We start from the raw sequence: 15,552 nt of genomic DNA on the forward strand, positions 1-15,552 counted from the left end.
TTACTGAGGATCTTCTGAGGGCGCTTGGGCTGTCATGGGTTCAGGAAAGGCAAAACGCGCCACTATTCGCCGCGCCCAAGGGGCCGACAAAGGGCTTTCCACCACCGTATGCCCCGCAAAAGCGTGAATGAATCGAGGTTGACCCCCAACCAAGGATTGAACACCCAGATGTTTGGCAACCGCCCGGTCACACATTCGAAACAACAGAACATCACCCGGCGCTGCCGCTGCGAGATCCTTTGGCACCAAATGACGGAGCGCCGCCCGCCAAAGCACCTCGTCCTGCGCCGTCTCAGACCAATCTGCCGAATAGGCCGGGGCCACCTCTGGCTCTGCGCCCAACACGCCGCGCCAGACACCTCGTATCAACCCCAGGCAATCGGTCCCGGCCCCCAACCGAGACGCCTGATGCACATAAGGCGTCCCAATCCATCGGCGCGCCTCGTCAACAATATCCTGCCTCATCGCAGGCTCCCGCCGTCATTCACGCCATCCCTGCGCGGCAGAGTTGTGATCCAGTCGTCATTGGGAATGTCAGGAAAGCCCCGGAAATTCAGCGCATCGTTAAACTTAAACCGGCTGGTCGCAAACGACCGGTCATGCCCCGCGATCAACCGCACGGGCTGCCCAACGTCCAGAGACTGTGGCAGCGGCTCCCAAAGTGTGATCTGCCGTCCGCCCGCAATCACCTCATCCGATTTGATCACGACATTCAGTGACAGATCATCAATGATGAACAGGCCATGCGTGAACCATCCCGTGTCACAGCCCTCTGCGCCAATCACTTCAAAAGTATGCGGATCGAGCTGATCCACCACCTCGACCTCTGCCGAATAGGCCGGTGCCGTCAGATCAACCTCTAATGCGGCAACACCCATCGGGCAGCTTTTCTGAAACACCCGCCCGCGCGGCTGGTTCAGCACCTCGCTCAATCCGCGCACTTCGGCCTGAAAGGCCTGCCCGACACGCGTGATCTCTCCGATCTGACCGGCAAAGATCACCGTGCGCTGCGTCGGCGCCGCCCAATTGACCAGCCAGCACTGCACGTCGGCCCCATCATAGCGCCCGGCGGCGATGTCTTCTTCGGTGATGGCATCCGCACTCAAGGCCCCGAGTGTCTCGGTATTATCAACCGCCAGCCCCGTCGCCTGATCCAGCGCCATGGCCGTCAGCCCGCTGTCCGCGCGAAAATCGACACCGTCAAATGACAGCGCGCAGTCATGGTCAGTAAACCCAAGCACCACACCATCCCTGCGCGTGACCTGCCAGCACCGCGCCAATGTGGTCAGTCCGCTCTCAAGATGCGCTTTGAGCTCTGCTGAAATCCCCATCAGACACGCACCTCCACCACGGGCACATTGGGCATGTCGCCCGCCTGAAAACTCGCCACGCTGGTCTGAATGCGATCCGTGTCAAAGCGCACCGGCACGTCAAATTCAAACCCAGCGGTCACTGGCTCTCCCGGCGCGGGGGCCTGCACCAAAGTGATCTCACCCCGCGCTGTATCCAACGTAAAATCAACGGCTTCCAGCTGTTCAGTATCCGCCACACCAACCCGGACAGTGCCTGCGACGGGCTTGCAAATCGGGCGCTGATACCGCGCCTCTCCGCTTTGATAGGTCTTGTGAAGCTGGAACACGTGGGTTTGCCCATCCCCCTCACCAATCACCTGATCGCGAAAATCAATTTCGGCACTCGGGAGGGCGGATTTGAAATCCGACCAATCCTTCCAACGAAACCCGTAAAGCTGACCGCGCCGCGCTTCGAAGAAGGCAATCAGCGTCTCGATATCATCCAAAGACCGCACGCCAACGCCTGCATCATAGCGACGGCGCGCATGCGCCCAGGGCGTATTGCGTTCCTCAAACCCATTGGTCAGCGTCACGATATCCGTCCGCCGCTCTGGCCCACCGATCGAGCCGAAACTCAGGTTGGTCGGAAATCTTACCTCGTGAAAACTCATGCGACACTCCTCACATATTCCGCTGCCCGCGCGCGATGGCGCGGGTCATTTGTGTGGCGATCTGGCCCTGAGAGCGGCGAAATCCTTCGACATCCGAGGTCTGGATATTCATCACAACCTGTACAGGGCGGCCACCACCACCGCGCACGCCCAATTTGCCATCCGCCCCGCGTGCCAAGGGCATGATCGCCTCTGGCCCCGCTTCACCCATCACACCAAGCCCGCCGCGCATCGTGAAAGCTGTGGCCTGACTGACAATGCCTCCGTTTGCAAAGGGCATGACCCGCCCCTGCGTAAAAGCCGCCCCATCGGCAAAGGGCATCAGCCCCCCGACCAGACCGCCAATACCGCGCGCAATCAGCGCGCCAAAGTGATCCGTCACCGGCGTTACCGCCGCCTCATAGGCGCTGTCCATCACGCTTTTGAAAACATTGCGCAGCGCATCACCAAGGCTATCGCCGTCTTGCACCAACCCATCGACGGCCTTCTTCAGCCCTTTGGACATACCCTTTTCAAAGGTCTCAAAATCGCCGCCCGCGCTTTGCAAACTGCGCCGCACCCGGTGCAATTCTGTGTCAAACGCCGCCAGCATCTCTCCGGTCGCGGCAGCACTGTCACCAATGTCACCAAGGTGATCCCGAAACGCGTCCATGCCCTCATAATCCGTCATGTTCCTGTCCTCTCTGATCTGGATAGGCCGTCAAAAGCGCCTCCAATTGCGGGCGGCTCATCGGGGTCACGCCTTGAGGCTGACCAAGCATCACCGCAAGTTCGGCAGGCGTCAGCGCCCAGAATGCCTTTGGGTCCAGGCGCAAGTCATGCAGCCCCGCACGCATAAGGCTGCGCCAGTCAAAGCCCGTCATCGCCCTCTCCCGGCACCACAAAAGCCACCGCCAGCAATTGCGCCGCCACCCGCGCCGCCTGCAAAGGGCCACCGGCAATATCGGCCTTGGCCAGATCGCCTTCTGACCCGTCCCAATCACAGGCCGTTAGCCCTGCATGCAGCAATGCAATCACATCCCCTGCACCAAACGCCCCGCTTTCAAAGCGCTCAACCAACGCCATCAAGGATCCACTCGCCAAACGCGCTTCCAAAGCTGCCAAGGCTCCAAGCGTCAGCTTGGCCACGCAGCGCTTTCCGTTGACCGTCAGCGCTACTTCTCCCGCATAGGGATTGGCCATGGCTTAAGCCGCCACAAAGGTCAGTGCGCCAGCCGACGCCAAAGCCAATTCATAGGTCGCCTCGCCATTATGCGTGCCCGCATAATCCAGCGCCGTGACCTGAAACGGGCCCTCAACCGTGCCAAAATCAGGGATAATTACCTGAAACGCCGGGACTTCGCCGTCAAAAAACAACTGCCGTGCCCGCTCATCCGTATCGGCATCTTTAAAGATGCCCGACCCGGAAATGGACGCCGACTTTACGCCCGCCCCACCCAAAAGTTCTCGCCAACCACCCTGGCTTTCCAAAGACGTCACATCGACGCTTTCGGCATTAAAACTGATCCGCGTCGCGCGCAGCCCTGCCAGCGTGACAAAACTGCCGTCCCCCAGAATATCCACCTTGATCAATAGATCCTTACCGTTCTGTGCCGCCATCTGCCCGGCCCCCTTCGTTTGATGAAATCAATTGTCCTGAACCCGCGCCGCAAACCGCAGGTCGATCCGCCGCAAATTCGCGGCTTCTTCCCGGCTTGCCACCGCGCGTTCAAACCGCATCGCCACAAGATGACCGCGCGCCAAAGCCAGATCGGCCTCGGTCAAAGCGTCACTTACAGCCACCGCGACCGCCTTCGCCCCGGCAAAACCGCTGACGTCAGACACCACAGAGACCTCAATGCGATGCAAAGCCCCGCTGCCGTCGCCATCGGACCGATCCAGCACCACTTCTGGCCCCAAGGTCACATAAGTCGACGGGATCGTGCCATTGGGCACCTCGTCGTAAATTGCGCTGCCAATCAGCCCTGCCAGCGCGCTGTCCGCCAGCAAATGCTGATAGACCGCCGCCTGCAACGCCACTGAAACCCCGTAGCTCATGCTGCCACCTCTTCACGTGCAAGACAGGTCAGATAGCGCCCCGAGATATCGGGTTCGGTCACCGCCATAATCCGGTAAATCCGCGACCCTTCGCGAAACCGTTGCCCCGCATTTGGCCGCTGCGATGACCCGACAGGCGCCGCCCGTACTGTGACCTTCACATCCAACCGAGACACGCCCACATCTTCGCGATCCCGCTCACCCCCAGACCGAGGTTTCACCTCCGCCCAAACATGGCCAAGCGCGACCCAGCTTTCCACAAAGCCCCCCGCGCCATCCGAATTGCGGGTGACGCTTTCCAGCAGCATCCGACGGTTGAGTTGCGGCTGTCTCATTGCGCGCCCTCCAACCCGATCCGTACCGGGCGGTACCGCGCAATCAGACTGGTAACGCCAAAGGGCATACAGCCCCCCGCCAATGCCGTTTCATTGCGGTATTCGTAAAAGTGCGCCGCCAGCAGCAGTACCGCCTGCTGCAAATCCGCAGGCACGCCCGACCAGGTCGCGGCAAAGCCGACAGACGCCACAATCTCGATCTGCCCACCGCCCACCGGCGATGGCAAACTGGCCCCGGTGCTGCGCAGTCTTGGCGCATGCGCGTCCATCTCAAGCACATAGGCAGAGGCCGCAACTTCGGTGATCTCCTGCTCTGCATCCAGAAGACGCACCGCATCCACGGCACTGACCGGAGCCAAGGGAAAAACCTGGACCGACCCATCGCGCCAATCGGGCAAACGCCACGTCACAATGCGCGACAGCAACAGTTTGCCACAGCGCGCTTCAACCGCCGCCAATGCCGCCCGCAGAAAGCCTTCCAGAACGCTGTCCTGCAACGTGTCCTCAGCAAACCCGGTGCCAAGCCGCAACTGCGCGCGGAACTCTGCCATGGGCAAGACCGATAGCGGCAGCTCTGTTTCATCCATCAGATACATGGACATCCTCCAAACCTCTTGCTCCCCTCACTCTCCCCATCCAGTTAGGGCGCGCACCACGCGTCACTCGGTGGGAGGGGAGCAGCCAGAAACGCGTCTCCGGCGCACGCCCCGGCAAGGCGACCCAACGCCGCCTTGCCCGTCGCGATGCACCCTTAGGACACCGCGAACCGCAGCAGCTTGATCGCCGCAAAGTCGCTCACATCACCGCCCACGCGTTTCGTCGCGTAAAACAGCACATGCGGCTTGGCAGAGAATGGATCACGCAGCACACGCAGATCAGGGCGTTCCGCAATCGTGTAACCGGCTGAAAAGTCACCAAAAGCAATGGCGTCAGCCCCGCTTGCAATGTCGGGCATGTCCTCGGCAATCAGCACCGGATAGCCCAGCAGCCGCGCTGGTTCGCCCGCCGCCAGACCGTCAGACCACAGGAAGCGTCCGTCCGCGTCCTTCAGCTTGCGCACCGCGCCCGCTGTCTTCGAATTCATCACAAAGGTGCCATTCGCCCGGTATTGCGCGCCCAAGGCATAGACCAGATCAATCAGCGCATCGCCGCCGTTGAACCCGGCATCCACGCCGGTGGCGATATACCCCAGATTGCCCCAAGCCCAGCTGGCATCATCCACGATGTTGTGGGTCAAAATACCCGTCGGCTTATCCACACCATCCCCGGTGATAAAAGCCGCCGCCTCAGCCCGCGCAAATTTGTCCGCGATCCGGCCCGCAAGCCAGCCTTCGATGTCAAAGGCACTGTCATCCAGCAGGCGCTGCGACGCTTTGGGCAGCGCCGAAAGTTCGTGCAATGGAATAGAAATGCGCTCAATCGTCGGCGTTCCGGTTTCAGCCGACGCCGATGTCTCGTCCGCCCAGCCCGCGCCGACATCCGTGCTGTCCATCAGGACGTCATAAGAGGTCGCCTCGACCTGCACGACATTGGCAATCGCCCGGATCGACGCAGTTGACGCCAACACAGAATTGACCGTTTCAGAGGTCACCGGATCAACCAGATAGCCACCATCTCCGTTCACCACGGTGGACAGCGCCTTGCCTTCCAACTCCAGCCCACGCAGCCCGTCATCATCGCCCGTGCGCAGATAGGCCGTCATCGCCTTTTGGTGCGGCGCGTCATAATCCGTGCGCTCCAAAACCGGGCGCGCGGCCATCATTGTTTTCTGATCCAACTTGTTCATTCGCTCGTCCTGCTGTTGCAATTTCTGTTCAACACTGGCCCGAAAGCCCTTGAATTCAGACGTAAATCCCGCCACCGCGGCCTTTACCCCCTCTACCGGAGACACATCTTCTCCATTCCGGGCCATCAGCCCGGTTCCCGATTTGGTCATCCTCAACCCTTTCGAAATTTAGTCGCGCTTAACCCTGCGCCATCTGCTGCCGGGCATCGTCAAAAATACCCGCCAAAACCCGCATCATGTCAGCTTCAGGACTGTCTCCTTTCGCTGCCACACGAGCCGTTGGAAGCATTGGAAAGGTCACCAAAGACACCTCCCAAAGGTCCAATTCATTCAAAAGCCTCTGGCCCTTGTCGTCTTTGGCTGCCCGCACGGTGCGATAGCCAATCGACAGCCCATCAATGGCCCCTGCGGCGATCAACGCTGCCGCCTCGCGCCCCTTTGCCACGCTGTCCAGCAAGCGCCCTTTGACATAAAGCCCCCGCGCGTCCTCGCGCACCTCGTCCCAAATACCAATCGGCTGGCTTGGATCATGCTGCCACAGCATCTTCACCGACCGTCCCGCCGCCTTCAGCGCAATCAATGACGCCGCATAGGCCCCGGCCTGCACCACGTCCCCGCCTTGATCGGTCGCCCCAAACAGCGACGCATAGCCTTCAATCACGTTGCCAGCGTCAACCGTCAGACCCGCACCAAACCGCGCAAATTTTCGTTCCAATTCCATATCCATCCCTTTCACGGCCCCACCTGCATCAGCGACTGAAACGCCTGCGCCAGGATCACGCCCACAACGCCATAGACTGTCAGCCAAAGCCGTTTCTCTAACCGTTCAATCATTGTCTCAATGCGATCGAGCCGCTTGTTCAAGCTGTCAAATTGCAGCTTCGCCACCCGCTCATGCGCTTCCAACCGCAGCGCTGGCGCGCAATCAAAGGCCTCAAAGCCATAGCGTTCCCCATCAGCCATCCGCACCCTCCATCATCGGCGGCAAGCCAAGCAGCTTCCGCTTTTCAGCCACCGTCAGGAAATCCGCCGCCTGAACGCGCTGCCACTGGCTTTCGCGTTCCGCACTCAGCGCAGGCACCTGATCCAGATCAGGCCGCAACTGCACAGCATCGCCAGAGAATCCGGTAAGCCAATCGCTCAATCGTCCGGCCACGCGACTTATTAGCGGCAAGACCGTCAGACGGAAAAACGCACGGTGCGCTTCTTGGTAATTGGCATAGGTCGGATCGCCCGGAATGCCCAACAACATGGGCGGCACCCCAAAGGCCAAAGCAATCTCACGCGCGGCGGCTTCCTTGGTCTGCTGGAATTCCATATCCGAGGGCGAAAACCCCATGGGCTTCCAGTCCAACCCGCCTTCCAGCAACATTGGCCGCCTCGCATTGCGCGCGCCCTGATGATGGCTCTCCATCTCGGACACCAATCGCTCATACTGCTCAGGTGCCAAGCTGCCCTGCCCATCGGCGGACTTGTAGACAATGGCTCCCGATGGCCGCGCCGCATTGTCCAGCAACGCCTTTGACCAACGCGACGCGCTATTATGCACATCAATCGCCATGGCCGCGGCCTGCATCGGCGACAGCCCATAATGATCATCCTGCGGATGGAAATTGCGCAGATGACAAATCTGCGACTGGCCAGAAACCTCAAACCGATGTTTGCGCCCGCCGACCGCATACTCATAGGCAGCCGGCCAACCATCCGCGCCGGGCACAACCCGCATCCGGTCCGACCGCAAAACATGCAACTCCACCGGCAGACCAGCCTCGCCGACCGCTTCGACATATCCATCGCCCGACAGCATCAACTGCGCCACCAAAGCCTCAAGGAACTCTGCCCGCCCCTGTGCCAAATTCGGGTGGGCTAACAGAGACAACACCGGATGCACATCGTAGCGTTTGGTCTGATCCTCCAACACCAAGGGCACCGCCGCCGCAGCCTCGGCGATCAGTTTGACGCAGCGAAAGCCCACCGGGTTCCCGGCATAGCCCGTCTTGGTCAAGGACACCGTATCGCGCGGCGACCAGGCAACCCGGCCCGAGGACTGATAAGCCACCACAGGCGCAACCGCGCTGGCCTTCTGCTCAGGCACCTTCGCCGCATCTCGCCTTAGAAACTCAAACACCATCCGGCTTGCCCTCACTTGCATCTCTGTCGCTTCGTTGAAAATCAATCTGCCAGAAACCTGTTAAATCTCTGACACTTGTCCGACCGCTGCCTATGCAACAGCTACAAGGGTCGCACCTTCGGCTGGGTCCATTTCTGCGCGGGCACCAGCATCAGATCGGTCAAAGCCCATACCAAGGCATCCACCCGGTCCGGCGATCCGTCCCCCTCAAACCCCTGCGCCCCCATAAGACACATCTGATCCTCTAAATCGCCAAGTCCGCGCAGATGTTGGATGCGCCCTTGCTCATATAAGGCCGCCACAGGTTCTGCCCGAGCGACCTTGCCACGCGACGCCCGGACCGCCCGATAGGACATCAACGGGTCCACCTGCCGCAAAACGCTCTCCACTAGATCGCCCCCCTGGTTGACCTCCGCCACCAGCCGATCTGCCCCCCAACGATGCGCCGCCGCACAGGCCGCTTCTGCCCAGCCCTGCGGCGACAGCCCCGCAACCGAGGCATCCTCCAAGACAAAAGCACGCCAGTCCTGCGGTGGCCCCGCCATAGTCGCGCCAACCACAACAATCCCACAGGCATCCGACTGCGTCGTCCCGGTCACCGGCGGGTCCACTGCCACCACCACCCTGTCCAGATCCGGCGCGGTCTCAACCTCCGCCCGATCCATCATCGCGCGCGTCCACAAAGCGCCCTCAATATCGGCCATCAACAGGCCCTCAAGCTCCTGCCGCCCAAGCCGCGTCCCGGCATAGCGCCGTTCGACTTCTTCAAGGAAACTCTGCGCCAGATTGGCCCGGTTGGCCTCTGTCGGCGCATGGCTCTGCACCGTGCCTGCATCCGCCAGCAACTGCCGCAACACCGGCACATTGCGCGGCGTGGTCGTCACCACCTGCTGTGGATGATCCCCCAACCGCAAGCCAAATTGCAGCATGTCCCACGTGGCCTCCGCGTTCTTCCACTTGGCCAATTCATCCACCCAGGCGGCATCAAACTGCGGCCCCCGCAAACGATCCGGGTCATGCGCCGAATAGGCCTGCGCCGCGGCTCCATTCGGCCACACCAGCCGCCGCCGTGTCTCCTGCCAAATGGGCCTGCGATCCGGCGGCGAACAGGCCAATATCCCGCTCTCGCCATGCACCATGACCTCGCGCACTTGCTCCAGTGTTTCACCCACCAGCGCCACCCGTGTCGCTTTCCCCGCGTCCAGCGGCATCGGCCCTTCCACCATGTTGCGCACCCATTCCGCCCCGGCCCGTGTTTTCCCAGCCCCGCGCCCGCCCAGAATGACCCAGGTCTTCCAGTCGCCTTCCGGCGGCAGCTGATGATCCATCGCCCAAAACTCAAACAAATAAGGGAGAGCCAGCAGCTCTCCCTCTTCCAATTCATCGAGAAATCTCTCCTGCACCGCAGCATCGGCGGAGGCGATCCAGGCGGCACCGGATCGTAGATCGGGCCCTAGCAAGGTTGACGGCATGATCCGTCGCGATGCCTTCTTGCTGTTTTCGTCGTTCTTCAAATCGAACCTCCATATCGATCGCCAAGCGGCTCCAGGTGCGAATATCGGCCAGCAATTTGCTCGCCTCCCGCACAGCGGCGTCCTCCCCTGCGGCGACCTCTTTCTCGACCGCGCGCAAAGACCGCGTCAGATGCGCCAGGGTCTGGCGCACCGCATCAAACTCCTCTTCCAAAGAGGAGCCATTTTCCGGCGTATTGTTTTTCTGCATTTGTGTTCGCCTCTCATGTAAAGTTGCCCCTCCACACGAGCGAAACGAAAACGACCCCAGGTAATCACCTAGGGCCGCGCCCATTCCTTCCAGCATGACAAAACTGTAGCAAAGACCGTCACGTTTGTCAATATTTTGTTTATTTACAGATACTTAACGATGCGCTCAACTAAAACGCAACGCCACTGATCCACCACTAACCCAATCGTGATTGGCTGTTGATCGGCTTTCAAGGAATGCTCATCCCGACCGTTTCAGAAAGGCCCACCTCATGGCGCAGGTTACGCGTATAATTACAGCTTTTGCCGCCACGCTGGCCATCACGCTTGCGGCATTTCCCATGCCGTCCATAGCCCAGACCAATCACGCGATTAAGCAATTCGGGACGCCCCCAGCAAGCCCCACAGGTGCCTACCCAGACGCCGTCGAAACGGCCATCCAAACCGCCTTTATCGACAGCATGCAGGATGGCCGGTGGGGCGAGGAGCAGCAAACCGCCTTACAGGTCGTCGCCGCATCGGGCGACCCGCGCATCGCATGGATCATCAGCGACCTTCTGCGCTTTGTCACCACCCCGGCTCTTGCCCAAGACCTTAGCACCACCGCCGCACAACTGCTCAAGATCAAACCGCCCCGCCGCAACCATTGGGGCGTCATCACCGACCACCTCATCGCCTATGACATCCCCGCCCCACCCGACTACCTGAAAGCCAAACGCGCCATCTTCACAACGGTTGTCCCGGGCTGGGACAAGATCTTTGTGAAAGGCAACATCGATTGGCGGCATGTCTCTTGGGGCGGCGTCCTGATCGATGACCGACCTTTTGACACCACCGACGATCCCTGCAACTGCATCCCGGCAGCCGACAATCCCGAGGTCCAAACAGCCGAAGAAGCCACATGGCTTAAAGACAGCGACATCGTCTTTGGCGTGGAAGTGAACGGCGAATACCGCGCCTATCCCCGCCAGATCATGGAAGTGCGCGAGATGGTCAACGACACCCTAGGTGGCCGCGACCTCGGCATCCCCTATTGCACCCTTTGCGGCGCGGCGCAGGCCTATTTCACCGACGTGAAAGGCACCAAACGCCCCGTCCTGCGCACCTCAGGCCTGCTGATCCGGTCCAACAAAGTCATGTATGACATCACCAGCGGCTCTGTCTTTGACACCTTCAAAGGCACCGCCGTCACTGGCCCACTGGCCCGCAAAGGCATTCGTTTGGAACAAGCCAACGTTATCACCACCGAATGGGGCGCATGGAAGAAAGCCCACCCGGAAACCACTGTTTTGGTTGAAGAATTGGCCTTGGGCCGCGACTTCGACTTCCGAAATAACCGAGATGCCAATGGCCCCATCTTCCCGGTCGGGGATGTCGACCCGCGCCTCCCGGTGCACGAAGACATCATCGGCGTCATCACCGCCTCCGGCAAACCCGTCGCCTTCCAGCGCAGCAAAGCCTTCTTGGCGCTAAAACGCGGCGAAGAAATTAAGGTTGAAAACGTTAACCTCGTGATCGATGCAGGCGGCGTGAAGGCGGTTGATGTCAACGGAGCGCCATTAGGTAGCCATCAGGCGTTCTGGTTCGCCTGGTCGCAGTTTTATCCGGGGACAGTTTTGTGGGATGGTTAACGTAAAGCTCCTGCTCTAGGCGAACTTCAGCATCGTGCGTGTCTGTTACTTGCTTGGCACAGACACTCCGGCCCATCTTCACCGAGCTACCCGCGTCTATCCTCTGCAACCGCTTGAAAGAACGGCAGTGCCGCCTCAATCATGTCATCCGTGGCAGTAAGACACACGCGAAAGTCCGTCGGTCGATCAAATATCGAACCGGGCATGACATAAACGCCGTGTTCTTGCAGGCGTTTGGCAAATGCGTCGCTATCACCGCCCGGCGCACGGCCCCAAAGATAAAACGTGCCCTCCGGTCTGGTCATGGCGTAGCCCCACTGACCCAACGCGCCAAGCAGCCGCTCTCTGCGGCGCGCAAGAGCGACGATGTCTATGCTGGTCGCATCAAGGTCTGGGATGGCATAGATAAGAGGTGCATCCGGCACGTTCCAACCGTCCGCCATTTGCACAGCAAACCGCAAAGCTTGGATCTCTTCACGCTCGGATTGGGGTAGTGTCGGAGAAATCGCCAAATAACCAAGGCGCAGCCCCGGAGCGAGAAGAATTTTACCAAATGAGTAATCTATCAACGTGTGCGGATAAACCGCCGCCGGCGAAGTGAATCCGATCCCGTCAAACCGAATTCGCCGATAGGGTTCATCGGACAATATCCAGATACGTCGCCCAATTTCTTTCGATTTGGCCTCCAGCATATCAGCGAGCGCCTGAAGTTCCGCGCGCGAATAGATCCGGCCGGTTGGATTGTGTGGCGTATTGACGACCACAATCCGTGTATTTGGGGTTATCGAATTGGAAATTGCTGACAGATCAAGATCAAAGTTACGTGCATCCAGCGGAACAGGCACTTCTTTGGCTCCGGCGACGGCCAGCATTGATCCATAACAAAACCAACCCGGCAACGGTACAATACATTCATCGCCCGGTTCCAGCAGCATGGTAAAACACATTTTGATGGCGCCAAATGCACCTTTGGTCAAAGCGATATCTTCCTCTTCAAAAGGAAGACCCAATTCCTGTGTCAGCGAACCCGCCAGATAAGTGCAGGCCTCAGCTTCGTTGGTCTTATACGCAAACCAATCAACAGCCTGCGGTTCAGCGTGCGTTTTCAGGGCGGTGACCACGCTAGGCAGCGGCATTTCTTGTGGGTTGCCAAACGTGAAGTCTGCAACAGCCGGTGTCTCTCGAACAGCGGCGCTGTAAGCCGTGTAAAAGGTTTCCACTTTCTGAATAGATCGGGCAGCGTCCTGCGCCCTGCTAGCAACTGTTGACATCATCCTCTCCCATTGCATTTCATTTGCGTCGCCGAAAAAGCGTCGGGTATTTAGATCTCGAAGGGTGCCAGAATTCTGTGCTTTTGTCTTTGTTTTTAAGGAATCAGCGGTTCCAGAGCACCAACTTACTTTGCAAACCAACAACCGTTGCCAGCTGCAAAGCTAGTAAAAAAGTATTCAACCAAGGTCAAAGGTCAGACCCTATTCCGCCCGCTCGGCCTCAATCTCACGCCATTTCGCGACATTCCGATTATGCTCGGCCAATGTCGCCGCAAACGCATGCCCACCGGTGCCATCCGCCACAAAGAACACAAAATCGGTTTCATCGGGGTTGGCAGCGGCCTCTAGGCTCGCGCGGCCCGGGTTGGCGATGGGCGTCACAGGCAAGCCGTCGATCACATAGGTGTTCCACGGCGTCTCGCGTTGCAATTCACTGCGGCGCAGGCCACGGCCCAGCGTGCCTTCGCCTTTGGTGATCCCATAAATCACCGTCGGGTCCGTCTGCAGCCGCATACCACGGTTCAGGCGGTTCACAAAGACGCTGGCCACCTGCCCGCGTTCTTCGGCAACGCCGGTCTCTTTTTCGATGATCGACGCAAGGATCAGCAATTCCAGCGGCGTGCTCAGCGGCACGTCTGGATTGCGCGTATCCCAAGCATTCGCAATCAGTTCCGCCTGATCCGCTTGCATCCGTTCAATGACAGACGCCCGCGTATCGCCTTCGCTGATCTCATAGGAATTCGGCGCCAAAGTGCCTTCGGTCGGCACCTCAACCTCGCCCTGCAAGAGGTCGATTTTTTTCAAAACATCAACAACTTGCCAGCTTGTCACCCCTTCGGCCATCGCAATGCGATAGCGCGTGTCAGACTGCGTGCGCACGAGGTTGAAGACCTCTGGTTCTTCATCTGCTGCGGGATCGAATTTCACCACTTCGACAAAGCGATTGGTCGCCGGGTCCATTTCCCGCACCTGAATTTCGGCGCTGGTGACACCGATCCGGTAAACCACCTCTGTGCCGCAGGTCGAGGCCCCGCCCCGCGTGACGATATCGGCGATTTCTTCCATCGAGGCTGCGGCGGGCACAAGGAACGACCCGGCTTTCAGGAGCTGCGATTTGTCGGTATAATCTGCGCCCATGCGAAAGAGCGTGGCGTTGGACACAGCCCCAGCCGCCTCCAACTGGCGCGACACCTTGCGCATATTGGTCCCGCGCTCAACTTCGACGCAGATCGCCTCACTCAGCGGGCCTTCGGCAACATATTCGCCCTTGCCCCACAGGATCAGCCCGCCCAGCAGGAACACCACGACAATCAACAGGGTTAGCGCGTTGCTCGCGATGCTCCGCCACATGGTTTAGACCTTTCCGAAGATCACCGAGGCATTGGTGCCGCCGAACCCGAAAGAATTCGAAAGCGCGACATCAATCTTGCGCTCGCGTTTGGCATTCGGCGCAAGGTCCACCTTGGTCTCAACCGCTGGATTATCAAGGTTGATAGTCGGTGGGGCCACTTGGTCCCGGATCGCCAAAATAGAGAAGATCGCCTCAATCGCACCTGCGGCCCCCAAAAGGTGGCCGGTCATGGATTTGGTGGAGGACATGGTCACATTCGCCGCCGCATCGCCCATCATCCGCTCCACCGCGCCCAGTTCAATGGTGTCCGCCATTGTAGAGGTGCCGTGGGCGTTGATATAGTCGATGTCGGCAGGCTCCAGCCCTGCGTTGGCCAAGGCCGCGCGCATAGAGCGTTCGCCGCCCTCACCATCCTCAGACGGCGCTGTGATGTGGTAGGCGTCGCCCGACAGGCCATAGCCCAGCACCTCGGCATAAATCTTTGCGCCGCGCGCCTTGGCGTGTTCGTATTCTTCCAGAACCACAACACCCGCGCCCTCGCCCATGACAAAACCGTCACGGTCGGCATCATATGGGCGGCTCGCCGCCTGTGGATTATCCGCGCATTTGGTCGAGAGCGCCTTACAGGCGTTAAAGCCCGCGATACCGATCTCAGAAATCGCCGCTTCCGCGCCGCCCGCGATCATCACGTCGGCATCGCCATGCTGGATCAACCGGCTTGCATCGCCGATAGCATGCGCGCCTGTCGAACAAGCCGTCACCACCGCGTGGTTCGGGCCTTTGAAACCATAGCGGATCGACACCTGACCCGAGATCAGGTTGATCAGCGCACCCGGAATAAAGAACGGTGACACCCGGCGCGGGCCACGTTCTTTGATCAGAACAGCGGTTTCCGCGATGGAATTCAGCCCACCAATCCCAGAGCCGATCATCACGCCGGTTCGCAGACGGCTTTCATTGTCTTCCGGGGTCCATTTCGCGTCCTGCACGGCCATTTCAGCCGCCGCGATGCCATAAAGGATAAAGTCATCGACCTTACGGCGTTCCTTGGGGGCCATCCAGTCATCGGCATTAAAGGTGCCATCGCTGCCATCGCCCAAAGGCACTTCGCAGGCGTATTTCGTGGTCACGGCAGAGGCATCAAACCGCGTGATCGGCCCCGCCCCGGATTTCCCATCCAGAATACGCGACCAGCTTTCCTCGACACCGGATGCCAATGGGGTCACCAGACCCAGACCTGTAATGACGACACGACGCATAGTGCTGCCCTTTCCTCAATTCTTTGATTGCTCATACCTTGGGTTGGGGTTGAGGGGCAAGAGTGGG

At 59.6% G+C, this 15,552-nt stretch carries 20 protein-coding genes; 1 reads left to right on the forward strand and 19 read right to left on the reverse strand.

The window, feature by feature from the left end; translation table 11 throughout:
* From BUA39_RS02475 to BUA39_RS16740, 16 genes are all read right to left on the reverse strand, one after another.
* On the reverse strand, positions 1 to 465 hold the full coding sequence (locus BUA39_RS02475; protein WP_072790452.1) for an NlpC/P60 family protein: 465 nt from the start codon (positions 463 to 465) through the stop codon (positions 1 to 3).
* Positions 462 to 1,331, reverse strand: a complete 870-nt coding sequence (locus BUA39_RS02480) for a DUF2163 domain-containing protein (RefSeq protein WP_072790454.1) — start codon at positions 1,329 to 1,331, stop codon at positions 462 to 464. Before BUA39_RS02480 ends, BUA39_RS02475 begins: the two co-directional genes overlap by 4 nt.
* Positions 1,331 to 1,963 (reverse strand): DUF2460 domain-containing protein, encoded by a 633-nt coding sequence (locus BUA39_RS02485; RefSeq protein ID WP_072790457.1) that lies wholly within the window; start codon positions 1,961 to 1,963, stop codon positions 1,331 to 1,333. Before BUA39_RS02485 ends, BUA39_RS02480 begins: the two co-directional genes overlap by 1 nt.
* A gap of 10 nt (positions 1,964 to 1,973) precedes the next feature.
* Positions 1,974 to 2,633 (reverse strand): phage tail tape measure protein, encoded by a 660-nt coding sequence (locus BUA39_RS02490; RefSeq protein WP_072790460.1) that lies wholly within the window; start codon positions 2,631 to 2,633, stop codon positions 1,974 to 1,976.
* Positions 2,620 to 2,826 (reverse strand): rcc01693 family protein, encoded by a 207-nt coding sequence (locus BUA39_RS02495; protein WP_072790462.1) that lies wholly within the window; start codon positions 2,824 to 2,826, stop codon positions 2,620 to 2,622. The genes BUA39_RS02490 and BUA39_RS02495 overlap by 14 nt, the downstream gene beginning before the upstream one ends.
* Positions 2,813 to 3,145: a GTA-gp10 family protein gene (locus tag BUA39_RS02500; RefSeq protein WP_072790465.1), complete on the reverse strand. Its 333-nt coding sequence runs from the start codon at positions 3,143 to 3,145 to the stop codon at positions 2,813 to 2,815. The genes BUA39_RS02495 and BUA39_RS02500 overlap by 14 nt, the downstream gene beginning before the upstream one ends.
* 3 nt (positions 3,146 to 3,148) lie before the next feature.
* Positions 3,149 to 3,562 (reverse strand): phage major tail protein, TP901-1 family, encoded by a 414-nt coding sequence (locus tag BUA39_RS02505; RefSeq protein WP_072790468.1) that lies wholly within the window; start codon positions 3,560 to 3,562, stop codon positions 3,149 to 3,151.
* Positions 3,563 to 3,589: 27 nt separating this feature from the next.
* The gene (locus tag BUA39_RS02510; protein WP_072790470.1) at positions 3,590 to 4,000 is read right to left on the reverse strand and encodes a DUF3168 domain-containing protein; all 411 of its coding nucleotides are present in this window, start codon (positions 3,998 to 4,000) and stop codon (positions 3,590 to 3,592) included.
* Positions 3,997 to 4,335 carry a phage head closure protein gene (locus BUA39_RS02515; RefSeq protein ID WP_072790474.1) on the reverse strand — a complete coding sequence of 113 codons (339 nt, stop codon included), beginning with the start codon at positions 4,333 to 4,335 and terminating at the stop codon, positions 3,997 to 3,999. The genes BUA39_RS02510 and BUA39_RS02515 overlap by 4 nt, the downstream gene beginning before the upstream one ends.
* Positions 4,332 to 4,931, reverse strand: coding sequence for a head-tail connector protein (locus BUA39_RS02520; RefSeq protein ID WP_072790477.1), 600 nt, complete (start codon positions 4,929 to 4,931; stop codon positions 4,332 to 4,334). The genes BUA39_RS02515 and BUA39_RS02520 overlap by 4 nt, the downstream gene beginning before the upstream one ends.
* 155 nt (positions 4,932 to 5,086) lie before the next feature.
* On the reverse strand, positions 5,087 to 6,271 hold the full coding sequence (locus BUA39_RS02525; RefSeq protein WP_084604662.1) for a phage major capsid protein: 1,185 nt from the start codon (positions 6,269 to 6,271) through the stop codon (positions 5,087 to 5,089).
* A 28-nt stretch (positions 6,272 to 6,299) separates the two neighbouring features.
* Positions 6,300 to 6,842 carry an HK97 family phage prohead protease gene (locus BUA39_RS02530; protein ID WP_084604736.1) on the reverse strand — a complete coding sequence of 181 codons (543 nt, stop codon included), beginning with the start codon at positions 6,840 to 6,842 and terminating at the stop codon, positions 6,300 to 6,302.
* An 11-nt stretch (positions 6,843 to 6,853) separates the two neighbouring features.
* A complete protein-coding gene (locus tag BUA39_RS02535) occupies positions 6,854 to 7,084 on the reverse strand; it encodes a GTA head formation protein, RCAP_rcc01685 family (RefSeq protein WP_072790483.1) in 231 nt (76 codons plus the stop codon).
* On the reverse strand, positions 7,077 to 8,252 hold the full coding sequence (locus BUA39_RS02540) for a phage portal protein (RefSeq protein WP_072790486.1): 1,176 nt from the start codon (positions 8,250 to 8,252) through the stop codon (positions 7,077 to 7,079). The genes BUA39_RS02535 and BUA39_RS02540 overlap by 8 nt, the downstream gene beginning before the upstream one ends.
* Before the next feature lie 101 nt (positions 8,253 to 8,353).
* Positions 8,354 to 9,724 carry a DNA-packaging protein gene (locus BUA39_RS02545; RefSeq protein WP_084604664.1) on the reverse strand — a complete coding sequence of 457 codons (1,371 nt, stop codon included), beginning with the start codon at positions 9,722 to 9,724 and terminating at the stop codon, positions 8,354 to 8,356.
* The gene (locus BUA39_RS16740) at positions 9,633 to 9,974 is read right to left on the reverse strand and encodes a hypothetical protein (RefSeq protein ID WP_072790493.1); all 342 of its coding nucleotides are present in this window, start codon (positions 9,972 to 9,974) and stop codon (positions 9,633 to 9,635) included. Before BUA39_RS16740 ends, BUA39_RS02545 begins: the two co-directional genes overlap by 92 nt.
* 271 nt (positions 9,975 to 10,245) lie before the next feature.
* Between BUA39_RS16740 and BUA39_RS02555 the strand changes: the two genes are divergently transcribed.
* Positions 10,246 to 11,604 carry a DUF3179 domain-containing (seleno)protein gene (locus BUA39_RS02555; RefSeq protein WP_072790496.1) on the forward strand — a complete coding sequence of 453 codons (1,359 nt, stop codon included), beginning with the start codon at positions 10,246 to 10,248 and terminating at the stop codon, positions 11,602 to 11,604.
* Positions 11,605 to 11,690: 86 nt separating this feature from the next.
* Here the strand turns inward: BUA39_RS02555 and BUA39_RS02560 are convergent, their stop codons facing one another.
* The 3 genes from BUA39_RS02560 to fabF all read right to left on the reverse strand — a co-directional run bounded on the left by BUA39_RS02560 (position 11,691) and on the right by fabF (position 15,485).
* A complete protein-coding gene (locus BUA39_RS02560) occupies positions 11,691 to 12,875 on the reverse strand; it encodes an aminotransferase class I/II-fold pyridoxal phosphate-dependent enzyme (protein WP_072790499.1) in 1,185 nt (394 codons plus the stop codon).
* Positions 12,876 to 13,076: 201 nt separating this feature from the next.
* Positions 13,077 to 14,225: an endolytic transglycosylase MltG gene (gene mltG / locus BUA39_RS02565; RefSeq protein ID WP_072790502.1), complete on the reverse strand. Its 1,149-nt coding sequence runs from the start codon at positions 14,223 to 14,225 to the stop codon at positions 13,077 to 13,079.
* Between the two features lie 3 nt (positions 14,226 to 14,228).
* On the reverse strand, positions 14,229 to 15,485 hold the full coding sequence (gene fabF, locus BUA39_RS02570) for a beta-ketoacyl-ACP synthase II (protein ID WP_072790505.1): 1,257 nt from the start codon (positions 15,483 to 15,485) through the stop codon (positions 14,229 to 14,231).
* Positions 15,486 to 15,552 lie beyond the last annotated feature (67 nt).

Origin of the sequence: Cognatishimia maritima, assembly GCF_900129685.1 — a bacterium.
Classification (GTDB): Bacteria; Pseudomonadota; Alphaproteobacteria; order Rhodobacterales; family Rhodobacteraceae; genus Cognatishimia; species Cognatishimia maritima.